Origin of the sequence: Flavobacterium sp., from assembly GCF_029242675.1 — a bacterium.
Classification (GTDB): Bacteria; Bacteroidota; Bacteroidia; order Flavobacteriales; family Flavobacteriaceae; genus Flavobacterium.
In genome coordinates this window covers 1-13668 of record NZ_JAQWTM010000196.1, presented here as the reverse complement: position 1 = coordinate 13668, position 13668 = coordinate 1, and the positions used below count along the sequence as shown (strand labels likewise).

Annotated in this window: 14 protein-coding genes; 8 read left to right on the top strand and 6 right to left on the bottom strand. The window is 37.3% G+C overall.

Features of this window, described 5'->3' with window-relative positions; all coding sequences use genetic code 11:
* Together P8M54_RS07560 and P8M54_RS07555 are read left to right on the top strand one after the other, a co-directional pair.
* On the top strand, positions 1-240 hold a 240-nt coding region (locus tag P8M54_RS07560; RefSeq protein ID WP_300286836.1), incomplete at its 5' end, for a Na+/H+ antiporter NhaA.
* Entirely contained in the window at positions 224-1576 is a 1353-nt protein-coding gene (locus P8M54_RS07555; RefSeq protein ID WP_300286834.1) for a TIGR00341 family protein, read from the top strand. The genes P8M54_RS07560 and P8M54_RS07555, both read left to right, overlap by 17 nt.
* Before the next feature lie 63 nt (positions 1577-1639).
* On the opposite strand, the gene P8M54_RS07550 is transcribed toward P8M54_RS07555, so the two are convergent.
* Positions 1640-4117: a zinc-dependent metalloprotease gene (locus P8M54_RS07550; RefSeq protein ID WP_300286832.1), complete on the bottom strand. Its 2478-nt coding sequence runs from the start codon at positions 4115-4117 to the stop codon at positions 1640-1642.
* 371 nt (positions 4118-4488) lie between these two features.
* Here P8M54_RS07550 and P8M54_RS07545 point away from each other — a divergent pair, with 371 nt between their 5' ends.
* Together P8M54_RS07545 and P8M54_RS07540 are read left to right on the top strand one after the other, a co-directional pair.
* Positions 4489-5100 (top strand): alpha-ketoglutarate-dependent dioxygenase AlkB, encoded by a 612-nt coding sequence (locus P8M54_RS07545; RefSeq protein ID WP_300286830.1) that lies wholly within the window; start codon positions 4489-4491, stop codon positions 5098-5100.
* Between the two features lie 108 nt (positions 5101-5208).
* Positions 5209-6096 (top strand): dienelactone hydrolase family protein, encoded by an 888-nt coding sequence (locus P8M54_RS07540; protein WP_300286828.1) that lies wholly within the window; start codon positions 5209-5211, stop codon positions 6094-6096.
* A gap of 96 nt (positions 6097-6192) precedes the next feature.
* Here P8M54_RS07540 and P8M54_RS07535 read toward each other — a convergent pair whose 3' ends face one another.
* Both P8M54_RS07535 and pyrE read right to left on the bottom strand, forming a co-directional pair.
* Complete coding sequence (locus P8M54_RS07535) at positions 6193-6585, bottom strand: SRPBCC family protein (RefSeq protein WP_300286826.1); 393 nt, start codon at positions 6583-6585, stop codon at positions 6193-6195.
* A gap of 6 nt (positions 6586-6591) precedes the next feature.
* On the bottom strand, positions 6592-7245 hold the full coding sequence (pyrE, locus tag P8M54_RS07530) for an orotate phosphoribosyltransferase (RefSeq protein ID WP_300286823.1): 654 nt from the start codon (positions 7243-7245) through the stop codon (positions 6592-6594).
* Positions 7246-7252: 7 nt separating this feature from the next.
* Between pyrE and P8M54_RS07525 the strand changes: the two genes are divergently transcribed.
* Positions 7253-7858: an NUDIX domain-containing protein gene (locus P8M54_RS07525; protein ID WP_300286821.1), complete on the top strand. Its 606-nt coding sequence runs from the start codon at positions 7253-7255 to the stop codon at positions 7856-7858.
* Positions 7859-8050: 192 nt separating this feature from the next.
* Positions 8051-9397: a DEAD/DEAH box helicase gene (locus P8M54_RS07520; RefSeq protein WP_300286819.1), complete on the top strand. Its 1347-nt coding sequence runs from the start codon at positions 8051-8053 to the stop codon at positions 9395-9397.
* Between the two features lie 383 nt (positions 9398-9780).
* Here the strand turns inward: P8M54_RS07520 and P8M54_RS07515 are convergent, their stop codons facing one another.
* The 3 genes from P8M54_RS07515 to P8M54_RS07505 form a co-directional block, all read right to left on the bottom strand.
* Positions 9781-10359, bottom strand: a complete 579-nt coding sequence (locus P8M54_RS07515) for an alkylphosphonate utilization protein (RefSeq protein ID WP_300286817.1) — start codon at positions 10357-10359, stop codon at positions 9781-9783.
* A 102-nt stretch (positions 10360-10461) separates the two neighbouring features.
* Positions 10462-10917 (bottom strand): pantetheine-phosphate adenylyltransferase, encoded by a 456-nt coding sequence (gene coaD / locus P8M54_RS07510; RefSeq protein ID WP_300286815.1) that lies wholly within the window; start codon positions 10915-10917, stop codon positions 10462-10464.
* A gap of 66 nt (positions 10918-10983) precedes the next feature.
* On the bottom strand, positions 10984-11952 hold the full coding sequence (locus tag P8M54_RS07505) for a D-alanine--D-alanine ligase (RefSeq protein WP_300286813.1): 969 nt from the start codon (positions 11950-11952) through the stop codon (positions 10984-10986).
* 197 nt (positions 11953-12149) lie between these two features.
* On the opposite strand from P8M54_RS07505, the gene P8M54_RS07500 reads away from it, so the two are divergent.
* A complete protein-coding gene (locus tag P8M54_RS07500; RefSeq protein ID WP_300286811.1) occupies positions 12150-12767 on the top strand; it encodes a PASTA domain-containing protein in 618 nt (205 codons plus the stop codon).
* Positions 12757-13668: RluA family pseudouridine synthase (locus tag P8M54_RS07495; protein ID WP_300286809.1), on the top strand; the 912-nt coding region annotated here is incomplete at its 3' end. The genes P8M54_RS07500 and P8M54_RS07495, both read left to right, overlap by 11 nt.

Genomic DNA, 13668 nt, shown 5'->3' with positions numbered 1-13668 from the left:
ACTTTAGGTTTTTGTAAACTCCCTGCTGATTTAAGTTGGAAAACGATTATTAGTGTTGGTTTTCTAGGCGGTATAGGATTTACTATGTCCATTTTTATCACTTTATTGGCCTTTGATGATCAGGTGTTGATCAGTCATGCTAAATTTGTAATTTTACTATCGTCACTAACAGCAGGAATTATTGGATTCCTATGCTTAAAGCAAACCTTAAAAGCGAATCCCGATGAAAACAATAATTAGTCAAATACTAGCCTACATCAATCTGAGTGCGGGAGAAGACAACAAGTTTAAAGTTCTTGAAAATGTAAAGTCTAACATCTCTTTTAAAGGAGCCAACCTTTGGATTTTGGCTTGTGCCATTGTGATTGCTTCGATAGGATTAAACGTAAATTCTGCAGCCGTAATTATTGGTGCCATGTTAATTTCACCCTTAATGGGGCCAATCATTGGTGCTGGTTTTGGATTAGGTGTATTCGATTTTAGTTTGCTAAAAAAATCTTTAAAAAATTTAGGGATTGCTACATTTGTAGGATTGATAGTTTCAGCAATCTATTTTTATTTGAGTCCGTTTAAGGAAACCCAACCCGAATTATTATCTAGAACTGCTCCTAATATTTACGATATATTAATAGCTTTTTCAGGTGGTTTAGTAGGTGCTATTGCAATTACACGTGTTGAAAAAGGAAATCCAATTCCCGGAGTAGCAATAGCAACAGCCTTGATGCCTCCTTTATGTACGGCCGGATACGGAATTGCAATAGGTAGTATGAAATTCTTTTTTGGAGCTATTTACTTGTACTCTATCAACTGTGTATTTATCTGCATATCTACTTTTTTTATCGTTACCTATTTAAAGTATCCAAAGGCTAAGCAATTAGATGAAAAAAGCGAAAAGAGAGTAAAATACATCATTTCGACCTTAATTACTATTCTGATTTTGCCGAGTATTTATTTTGCTTATCAATTAATTCAGCAAAAAAACTACCAACACCAAATTGATATTTTCATTGAAAATGAATTCTCGAATAAAGGAATCGCTATTTTATATAAAAAAACAAAATTCACTGAAAGCCCTAAAAAATTAGATCTTGGATTTTTAAGTAAAAAATTCTCAACTACTGAGATTAAAGCATTTAATAGTAAATTAAAGGACTATAACATTACAAATACCCAATTACGCGTAATACAAGATACAACTGACTTAAAGAGTGATATTCTGAATGAAATAAAGTTCAATAAATCCGTCTTAAGTGAAAAAGATGTTACCATTCTAAATTTGAAAAAACAAATAACCGCAGGGACTTATGACAACAGAGCCTTGTTAGCTGAAATCCAAATTTTGTTTCCCGAAATCACAAACATCTCAGTTTCTAATCATATTTTCAATGCCAATACCGATAGTGTTCAAACGGTACCTGTATTACTATACGATTCTAAAAAGCCGTTAAACGAGGATCTTTTAAATAAAATGAACTCTTGGTTGGAAAAGCGAATTGGCAAGACAAACTTAGAATTATACCGACAACCTAACAAAGCGGTAAAACCAGCTCCAGAAAAAAAGCCGGAAAAGAAATAAATCATTACAAATAAGACAAAAAAAAATCTGCTCGAAAGCAGATTTTTTTTTGTTACTATACTATTATTTTGGATTCAAAATCATATCAATTCTCTTGATACAGTCTTGATAATGGTACTTAGTCTCTGTATTTACAGCACCGTTCTTTGCTGTATTTAGAGTAGTTTTTAAGCTATTAAGCTCGCCTCTCACTAAACCACGTAAATCAGATTGCGATACATTGTAATACTGTCCGTTTCTACTTGGTTTGATCTCCTCTTTCATCAAGTACTCCATTCTTTCAATATATGCTCTTTGTAAGTTACGACGGTAAATCGTTGCACTAGTACCAGTAGCGGTTTCTTTCCAGATTCCAGTTCGCATATCACGCAATAAATCCAAAGCCTTGTAGTTATTTGACCCTAAAATTTCAGCATCCATCAAACGACCAATTCGCTCTAGACTCATTACATTATTAAGATGTCTAACCTGAAGTGCTCTAAATCTTTCTGTATAACCTGCATAATCGATATCCTTTAAGGTTTGAATATTGACCATCCAAGTTGGTGAAGCAAAGGCATTAGCTTGCAACCACTGCATGGCTTCTTGCTGTTGCGCTTTAGATACTACATCGTACACAGTTCCTTTTTGATTTGGTTTTTTTAAATCTTCAAAAACTCCTCCCACATTAGTAACCACATGACCTACATACCTACTCCAGGTATCGTGTAATTCTTGGTACAATTCATCTAAATCTTCGTAGTTGTTCGTTACATCACTCGTCCAGCTTGCTAAGTTTTCAGCAACATACTTCAAATTTTTCATTCCGTATGTGCTCGCTTTCATTGAATTGTCGCCAACATCCTCTGTTTGTGAGGTAGGATCAAAACTACTACTTTGCTGTCCGTACTTGTACATTTTATCTCCTGCTTTATCTAAAATCCATTTATCTAAAGTAGCAACCTCAGCTTCAGGTGAAGTCGCAGTAGGAATAACACGGTAACCCCAGTTCACAGCGTAGTGATCATAAGGTCCCATTTGACGGATAAAACGAACGCCTTTATCGCCTGGTTGCGCTATATAATTGTATCTAGCATAGTCCATTAAACTAGCTGCAATTCCATTTTTTTGAGTAAAAGCACCGTTTCTGTAATCTTCAACAGCATAGGCATTACTAGCTCCCATGTTGTGCGGAAAACCTAATGCATGACCCACTTCGTGAGCGATAACAAAACGCATCATCTCTCCTATTTCTTCATCATTGGTATTCAACGTTCGAGCCGAAGGATTAGCTGCACCTGTTTCTAACAAATAACGGTTTCTGTACGAACGCAAATGATTGTGGTACCAAATGATATCACTTTCGATAATTTCACCTGATCTTGGATCAGATACACTTGGTCCTACCGCATTTCTAGTCGTACTTGCTACATAGCGTATCACAGAATAACGAGCATCTTCAGGGCTAAAATCAGGATCTTCCTCTTTCGTAGGTGGATCTTTCGCTATAATAGCATTTTTAAATCCAGCGGTTTCAAATGGCTTTTGCCACTCTTCCACTCCTTGCTTAATGTATTTACGTAACTTTTCTGGTGTCGCAGGATCGATGTAGTAAACGATAGGTTTCACAGGTTCTACCAGTTCTCCTCTAGCATAAGCCGCAGGATCTTTTGGCTCTAGCCTCCATCTACGGATGTACGTTTTGCTATCTGATTTTAATTGGTTGCTACCGTAATCGTATTGACTAACAGTGAAAAAACCAACTCTAGAATCGGCAATTCTTGGTATCATCGGAACCTCAGGCAACAAAATCATCGATTGATTCATTTGCAAACTAATAGTCTCGGTATCTTCTAAAATAGGTGGTTTACCGGCATTGTAGGTGAAATCTTGTACCACTTCAATATTCATCGGGAAACTTTTCATAGCCGTAATAAAACTACGGGAGTCGTCCAATCCTTTTACTTTGTAAGCATCTCTCATTGAAGACGATAATCCACTAATAGCCTTTACATCACTGCTGTAAAACTTAGTCACGTCAATGACTGTTTTAGTTGAATCTTTACTAAAAGCAGCAATATCAAAAGCATACAATGTAGGCTCGTAATTGTTGTTTTTAACTGAGATACTAATAGGCAAACTGTCGTCAGCAATCGCTGCATACGATTTCACTTTGATCAAAATTTTGTCTTGAAAGCGCTGCCAAACCACCAATTGCTCATTCGTTTCTGAACCCGCATTCACATAACCACCACCTAAATTCGAAGGCAGTTTAGACAAACGACTCACCAAAAGCATGTCCTTATTCAATAAATTATTCGGGATTTCAAAGTAGTACTTTTTGTCTACACGATGCACCGTAAACAGTCCAGCGTCGGATACAGCCTCTTTGGTAATTACTTTATCGTATTCTTTAATTCCAGTTTCTGGCTTTTTAACGGGAGGCGCTACTGCAACAGGCGCATTTTTCTTCTTTTTGTTTTCTCTACTCGATTGTGCATTCGAAGCTACCGGAGCGATCATCAATGCACTAAAAGCAGATAGAATGAGAATTTTCTTCATTTAGTGGTTATTTATTGGTTATTCATTATCAAAAATAATTTTAAACACCGTTAGTTTACACATTACATATTGGTTTAACTTATTATTAACAACTGCATTTAAGTGCATTAGAAATTAGTAAATGCAACTTATCCCTATCCTCAATAACGATTTTTTTCATTGGCGTATCCTTGTTGCAGTAAAAATCCATTAAAATCACTACTGTCTTGGCAACAAGGTCGCGCTTTTCGTTACAATCTCCCTAAAAAAAGGGAGGATTTTCACTGCAATCCCTTACGCAAAATAAGTTCTGTTCACTTTTTTAACAAAAATTCACAAGTCCGTTTCAAAACAATTCCCGACCTTGTACTTCTTTAAAACAGCCTGTAAAGATGGATTTATTTACCACCACCTCTCCCGAAAACACAAACCTATTACCCAGCGATGGAACCGTAATCTACTACGGACCGGTGCTTTCCATTGCGGAAGCCAACTTTTACCTCAACACTTTTTTAGAAACCATAGAATGGAAAAATGATGAAGCAGTAATTTTTGGAAAACGAATTATAACCAAACGTAAAGTAGCTTGGTATGGTGACACCACCTTTAGTTATACCTATTCTAAAACTACAAAAGAGGCTTTAGTATGGACACCTGAACTACTACAATTAAAAAAAATAATTGAGGATACCACGGGAGAAACCTATAACTCTTGCTTACTTAATTTATATCATAATGGTGCCGAAGGAATGTCTTGGCATAGCGATGGAGAGAAAGAATTAAAAAAAAATGGCGCTATTGCATCCGTTAGTTTAGGCGCCGAAAGGAAATTTGCTTTTAAACACAAAGAAACAAAAGAGGTAGTTTCGCAAGTATTAGCGCACGGCAGTATTTTAGTCATGAAGGAGCAAACGCAGTCGCATTGGCTGCACCGCTTGCCTCCCACAACCCGCGTAAGCACAGCACGAGTAAATCTTACTTTTCGAACCATCAACCTGAAATAAAAAGCATAAACCGCTGTTTAACAAAGAAAACAAACGTTAAAATTCAAAGTTACGTGCTAAAAAAACTTATTTTAGAGCTTTCTATTGTACAACCATTACCACTTTAACATGCAACTACTAAATAAAGAAGACATCCCTCAAGAAGTATTTGAATTATACGATCAATACGCTCACAACAAATTAGAACGCCGTGATTTCCTTGCTAAATTATCCCTGTACGCAGTCGGAACCGTTACCGTTGGGTCGTTACTTAGTTTTATTTCGCCTAATTATATCGACACATTAGTCGTGCAGCCTAATGATGAAAGACTGAATTCTGATTATATTACGTACGATTCTCCAAAAGGAGGCGGAAAAATAAAAGGATTACTATCGATTCCGGAGGGAACCAAAAAGAAATTACCTGGTATCATTGTCGTTCACGAAAACCGCGGACTTAATCCCTATATCGAAGATGTAGGGCGTAGATGCGCTGTAGATGGATTCATCAGTCTAGCCCCTGATGCGCTATCGCCTTTGGGCGGCTATCCCGGAAATGATGATGATGGCCGCGTCATGCAACAAAAACGCGATCGTAACGAAATGCTAGAAGATTTCATTGCTGCCTATGATTATTTAAGCAAACATGAAAACTGCAACGGAAAAATAGGTGTCGTAGGTTTCTGTTTTGGAGGTTGGATTGCTAATATGATGGCGGTTAGACTTCCTGAACTATCCGGATCAGTGCCTTTTTACGGAGGACAACCCACTGCCGAAGAAGCAGCAAAAATTAAAGCACCCTTATTATTGCAATATGCAGGGTTGGATACCAGAGTAAACGAAGGATTACCAGCATACGAAGCTGTTCTAAAAGCAAATAAGGTTGAGTACACTGCTTACATTTACCCAAATGTAAATCACGGTTTTCACAACAACTCCACTCCTCGATTTGACAAACCCGCCGCTGATCTAGCCTGGGAACGAACAATAGCTTTTTTTAAATCGCATTTAAAATAAAACCTAAAATAAAAACGGTAGCAAGTATACACTTACTACCGTTTTTTTTATGTTGGATCCTTACAATCTTACCCAATCAGGAATTGATTCTGGCACTTATAGTTTACCCATATTCCCAGCCAATGTTTCGATAAATTTTCCAATAGGTCCTTTAATCATCATAGCCATCATAGGGTTAAAATCACCTTCGAAGTCCAATTTTACTGCACTAGACGCATCTGATACCGCCTCAATATTAGCAATTAATGTAAAAGGAAGTTTATCACTAGCCGCTCCTAAAACTACTTTAGAAGGAGCTACTTTCTCTTTCATTTTAAGTTTAATTTCTGGCATACCTTTTAAACCAAAAATAAAAGCATCGTCACCAATAACCTCGAACTTTGCAATATTCTCAGGCATTAATTTCTCAAAACTATTTACATCACTCAATAAATTAAATAATTCTTGTGCTGATTTTTCAACGGTAACTTTAGGACTTTCTAAGTTCATCTTTTTTTATTTTTCAATATTAACTCCCCAAGTCGATGGGCTAACGCTCCATTCTCTCAAAGTTTCTTCTTCTTTCTCTGTTATATAACTTTTCGCTACTGCTAAGTTCAATAAGTTTTGGTAGTTACTTAAAGTGTACAAATCCAATTTAGCAGCTTTAAAGTTATCCTCAGCAACTGCAAAACCATAGGTAAATATAGCCGCCATTCCTTTAATGTTGGCACCTGCGGCACGCAAAGCTTCGACAGCCATTAAACTACTGTTTCCTGTGCTAATTAAATCTTCGACAACTACTACATTTTGCCCTTTTTGCAAAAATCCTTCTACTTGGTTTTGACGACCATGTTTTTTAGGCTCTGGACGAACGTAAACGAAGGGTAGTCCCATGCTTTCGGCCACAAGAATACCTATTCCTATCGCTCCAGTCGCAACTCCAGCAATAACATCTGGCTTCCCAAATTGTTTTTCGATATTTTTTGCAAATTCATCTCTAACATAATTTCTTATAGCTGGAAATGAGAGTATTAACCTATTATCACAGTAAATAGGCGATTTCCATCCGGAAGCCCATGTAAAAGGATTTCCTGGATTCAATTTAATTGCATTTATTTGTAAAAGCAATTCGGCTGTTTTTTCGGCAGTATCTTTATTAAAAATCATAGTACAAATGTATAAAGTTTTTGTGAACGACAAACCACTTTTTTTGACAAATAAAATATCAAAAGAAACGGACTTTCAACTATTCTTATTAGAGAGTATTGATATCGAACAACTTATTATTAAAATTTTTCAAAATAAAATTCAAAAAGCTTATCTCTACCATCCGGACGAAAAAGAGATTATGAAAACCCTTAAGGCAAAAATTCCTGTTAACAAAGCGGGAGGCGGTCTTGTTTACAATAAAAAAGGAGAGGTTTTATTCATTTTCAGAAACGGAAAATGGGATTTACCCAAGGGCGGAACCGAAAAAGGCGAAGATATCGAAGGGACTTCTATGCGTGAAGTAGAGGAAGAAACGGGTGTCAACCAACTCCGCATTATCAAAAAATTGCAAAAAACCTACCACATCTTTAAACGCAACGGCGTGTATAAACTTAAAATTACACACTGGTTCGAAATGCAGTCGGATTTTGAGGGAACACCGCAAGGACAATTAGAGGAAGGAATCGAGAAAGTTGCTTGGGTACATCCCAACGACATTCCTGAGCTGCTCAAAAACTCCTACGAGAACATCAAGTTACTTTTCGAGGAAGAGCCAGTCACACAGTCCTAAAATAATCATTTGGGCGTGCCATCGTACGCAATAGAGGCTACTAATTATCATAAATAGTAGCCTCTATTGCGTAAGCTGTCGGGCTATCCGTGCTACTTTGGTAGCTCACTTCTATCCCTCACGCGAAGAAATCACGAGCAGCATCGTAAATAGTAGCCAAAAAAGTGAAAACTTTTTAATTACCTTTGCGCCATGAATAGTAAACACCTCCCACAAAACATACTTAAGAACTTAGGTATAACTCAGCTAAACGAAATGCAAGACAGGGCTCAAGATGCCATCTTACATGATAATAATATTTTACTGCTGTCGCCTACCGGTTCAGGGAAAACATTAGCCTTTTTATTACCCATTTTAGAATTATTACAACCCGAAATTTTATCGGTGCAATGTTTAATTCTGGTTCCCTCACGCGAGCTAGGACTTCAAATTGAGCAAGTTTGGAAAAAAATGGGAACCGATTATAAAGTCAATGTATGTTATGGTGGTCACGCTATTGATACTGAAATCAAAAACCTAAGCAATCCTCCCGCAGTTCTTATTGGAACTCCTGGACGTATTGCGGACCATATCGATCGTGGTACTTTTAGATTGGATAAAATCCAAACAATGGTGCTAGACGAATTTGATAAATCATTGCAATTGGGTTTCCACGAGCAAATGTCTTTTATCATTGGTAAATTATCAAAGCTAAACAAGCGTATTCTCGTTTCGGCAACCTCTGATATTGAGATTCCAAAATACACGAGAGTAGTCAATCCTACCATTCTTGATTTCATCCCGGAAAACGAGGAAGAATCGAACCTAGCCATAAAACTAGTCGTATCTAAGGAAAAAGACAAAATAGGCAGCTTGTTTCAGTTGATTTGTTCTCTAAAATCAGAAGCTGCTATTGTATTCTGTAACCATAGAGATGCTGCAGAACGTATTAGTGATACTTTGAACGAAAAAGGAATTTATGCCACCTACTACCACGGAGGAATGGATCAAGACGAGCGCGAACGTGCCCTTATCCAATTCCGTAACGGAAGTGTAAGCTACTTAATCACTACTGATTTAGCCGCTCGTGGTTTAGATATCCCTGAGATGAATCACGTAATTCATTACCATTTACCACTTAAGGAAGACGAATTCACACACAGGAATGGTCGTACTGCACGTATGACAGCCTCGGGAACGGCTTACGTTATAGCTCATGACAGTGAGAAAAAAATGGAATACCTGGATTACGGTATGGATGTGTACCAACTTCCTACTAGCGTTGCTTTACCGAAACCCCCTTTATACCAAACCATTTATATTAGTGGTGGAAAGAAAAACAAACTAAACAAAATTGATATTGTTGGTTTCTTTTCTCAAAAAGGAAAATTAGAAAAAGGCGATCTAGGCCTAATCGAAGTAAAAGATTTCATTTCCTTCGCTGCGGTAAAATTCAATAAAGTCAAAGACTTATTGCACAACATTAGAGACGAAAAAATGAAAGGCAAAAAGTTTAAAATTGAAGTAGCGAGAAAGGTCATTAAGAAGGAAGAAGAGTAGTTTTTTTTAGTGAATAGTGATTAGTAATTAGTTTAGAGTAACTAGTGAATAGTAATTGGTGATTGGTAATTAATGATTAGTAACTAGTGATTAGTTTAGAGTAAATAGTGATTAGTAAATAGTGATTAGTGATTGGTGATTAGTGCAGAGTAACTAGTGATTCGACCAAAGTGAAGTAAAAGTAAAACCGAAGAAATAAACAAAAAACGTTAGTAAGAACTCGATTCCTACTAACGTTTTTTTTTAGTTTTAAAATAAAACCACAATTAATAGCTTCAAAGCTCTAAAACTCAAAACTCAGCAACTTTGCAGCTCTGAAACTCAAAACTTAGAAACTTGGAAACTTTGCAGCTTTGAAACTCTGAAGCTCTGAAGCTCTGAAGCTAAGTCTTCTTCACATACTGCGTAATAATCACAATCGTTTGACCATCTACTTTTCCTTCGATGTACTCGGCATTTTCATGATCTAGGCGAATGTTACGCACAGCTGTTCCTTGCTTTGCGACCATGCTCGATCCTTTTACTTTTAGGTCTTTTATTAGCACTACAGAATCACCGTGTTCTAAGATCACGCCGTTACTGTCTCTATGAATAATTTTGTTTTCATCCTCTTCACCTTCACCTGTTGCTTGCGCATAGGCAAGTAAATCCTCATCGAGATACATCATGTCTAATAATTCCTTTGGCCAACCAGCAGAACGCAAGCGACTAAGCATTCTCCAAGCAACCACTTGAACTGCACTGTTCTCGTTCCACATACTATCGTTCAAGCATCTCCAGTGGTTCAAATCTTCGTTTCCGGGATTTTCAATTTGGTCTTTACAAATCGCACAAGTCATGACTGCTTCGTCTAAACCTCCTTTTTTAATCGGTAGTACTTCGTACACTTTCAGGTTTTCTGTAGACCCACATAATTCACATTTTGACCCTGCTCGTTTGTTCAACTCTCTTTCTATGCTCATTTTTTGTTTTGTTTGTGGTTGCTCGCTTAATTGCGCTGGCAACACCCTTATTTTTAATCTAGTGTAATTTTTGATCTAAGCTGAAAAACGCTACCAATACATTTATTTTACTCGAACAGCTTTAGGAACTAATTTTTCGTATTCGCCACCATTGCGAAGCACGTCTCTTACGATGCTGGAGCTAATGTAGGACGTTCGCGCTGCGGTCAACAAAAAGACGGTTTCTATTTGAGACAAATGCCTGTTCGTATGCGCAATGGCCTTCTCGAACTCAAAGTCGGCAGGATTACGCAAACCACGCAAAATAAAATCGGCTTTTATTTTCTTGCACAAGTCAATCGTAAGGCCTTCATAGGTAATTACGGTTACGTTTGGTTCGTTTTTGAACGTCTCTTCAATAAAGCGCTTTCGTTCTTCAAGAGGAAACATATATTTTTTATCGGCATTGATTCCTATGGCTATTACAATTTCATCAAATAAAGAAATCCCTCTTTTGATGATGTCTTCATGACCGAGTGTAATAGGATCAAATGACCCTGGAAAGATGGCTTTTCTCATTTAGTGTGGTTTTTTGACTTTGTGCATTTACCGTTGTGACAAGAGCAGAAAGTGCTATTTAATTTCTTAAAATGACAATTCGATAGCGTTAGTAAACAAATCCTCTAAGGATATTCCAGCTGCGGCTGCTTGTTGCGGAATCAAACTTTCGGTGGTTAATCCCGGAATCGTATTCATCTCTAACATATGTGGCTCACCGTTTACAAGAATAAATTCAGATCGTGAGAATCCTTTCATTTTTAAAACCTCATAAGCACGCTTAGCAATAGCTGCAACTTTAGCAGTCATTTCATCAGAGATGCGTGCAGGCGTAATTTCCTGTGACTTTCCTTGGTATTTTGCTTCGTAGTCGAAGAAATCATTTTCTGAAACAATTTCGGTAATTGGTAATACAACTACCTCTCCTTTGTATTCAATAACTCCTACTGAAACCTCGGTACCATCAAGGAAACTTTCAATAATAATTTCGTCGTCTTCTTTATACGCCATTGCAATTGCGGTTGGCAATTCGGCTTCGGTTTTTACTTTCGAAATTCCGAAGCTTGATCCTGCTTTATTTGGCTTCACAAAACAAGGCATTCCAACTTTGGCAGCAATTTCAGCAGTATCGATAGCATCTCCTTTGTTCAAGTAATAGGATATGGCCGTTTTAATTCCGTATGGCTTTAAAACAGATAATAAGTCTCTTTTATTAAAAGTCAATGCCGCTTGGTAATAACCGCAAGAGGTATGCGGAATTTTAAGCAGTTCAAAATAGGCTTGCATGAGTCCGTCTTCACCTGGAGTTCCATGAATCGCATTGAAAACGCAGTCAAAATTAACTTTAGTACCATTAACTGTAACTGAAAAATCGTTTTTATCAATGGGATATTCGGTTTCATTATCATCTACATACACCCATTTTTCTTCGAAAATATGAATACGAAAACCCTTGTATTTACTTTTATCAAGATTGTTGTAGACTACGTTTCCGCTGATGAGAGAGATCTTGTATTCGCTGGAATAACCGCCCATGATAATGGCAATATTTTTCATTTGTTTAAGTTATATGTTCTGAAAACAGTTCGTTTTTAGCCCCGATAGCAGCGGTATCGCCCACCATTTTTTTGGTGGGAATAAAGCGGATAGCGGGAATAGCTTCGAATAAAAACTAGTATTCTAAGCTTAAACAAAATTATCATTTTTTTTGAAACGAATAAGCTATATCTTTGCCCTATTATAAAAATAAATTTATGAGTTTACGTAAATACCTTACTAGCCGTGTGTTTTTTACACAAGTTTTTCTTGCAGCCTTAATAATTGCTGTGTTAGGTTACCTGTTTATGCACTGGTTGACCTTTACTACTAATCACGGAAATGAAATTACGGTTCCTGATTTGAGCAAATTGACTGAGGAGCAAGTGGAAGAGAAATTAGACGGTATCGATTTAGATTATGTCCTGCTAGATAGTTTAGATTACCGCAGCGATTATCCTAAATACAGTGTGGTTCAGCAAGATCCATTGCCGGGAGCGAAGGTAAAGGAAGGACGTAAGGTTTATATTAAAATCAACAGCTCCGGATTTTCATCAGTGAAAGTGCCTGATTTAATTGAAAAAACATACCGTGAAGCAGTACCAACTCTTAAGGCGTTAGGTCTTGAAGAAGGTACAATAACTTACATTCCTAATTTAGGAAAAGACATGGTTCTTGACATGCGTTACAAAGGTAGAAGCATCAAGGCGGGAGATAAAGTTTTGAAATCGTCTAAAATTGATTTGGTTTTAGGAGACGGAAAAGCGAGTTATGAAGAAGATATTGCTAACGATAGCATTAGAAATACATCAGAAGAATTACCAAATGAACAATAATATAGAGCCGGTTGAATTAGAAGAAGAAGAATTATTTGAACATTTTAAATTTGAAGTTCCTAAAGGGCAAGCTCCTTTGCGAATTGACAAATATTTAATGGGACTGATTCAAAATGCGACCCGAAACAAAATCCAAAATGCCGCTACCGAAGGTAATATTTTTGTAAATGATGCGATTGTAAAATCGAATTATAAAGTAAAAGCATTTGATGTTGTACGTGTGATGTTAACGCATCCTCCGTATGAGAACCATATTATCGCTGAGAATATTCCGTTGAATATTGTTTACGAAGACGATGCCTTGTTGTTGATCAATAAGGAACCCGGAATGGTGGTTCACCCAGGACACGGAAATTATACAGGAACCTTAGTGCATGCCTTGGCATACCACTTTGACAACTTGCCTATGAACAGCAGTGAGCGCCCAGGATTAGTACATCGTATTGATAAAGACACCTCAGGCTTACTGGTTATTGCTAAAACAGAGGCGGCGATGACGCACCTAGCCAAGCAATTTGAAGCAAAAACATCCGAAAGGGAATACATTGCTTTAGTGTGGGGGAATGTTGAAGAAGAAAAAGGAACGATCGAAGGAAACTTAGCACGCCACTTGAAAGACCGTATGCAAATGGCCGTTTTTGCTGATCCTGAAATTGGGAAACCAGCGATTACCCATTACCAAGTTCTAGAGCGCTTTGGTTACGTTACTTTGATTTCGTGCCAGTTAGAAACCGGACGTACGCACCAAATTAGAGCCCATCTCAAACACATAGGACATCCTTTATTTAATGACGAGCGTTATGGCGGTCATTTGATTTTGAAGGGAACTACATTTACGAAATACAAGCAATTTATTGACAATTGCTTTAAAGCGTTGCCAAGACAAGCGCTGCATGCGAAA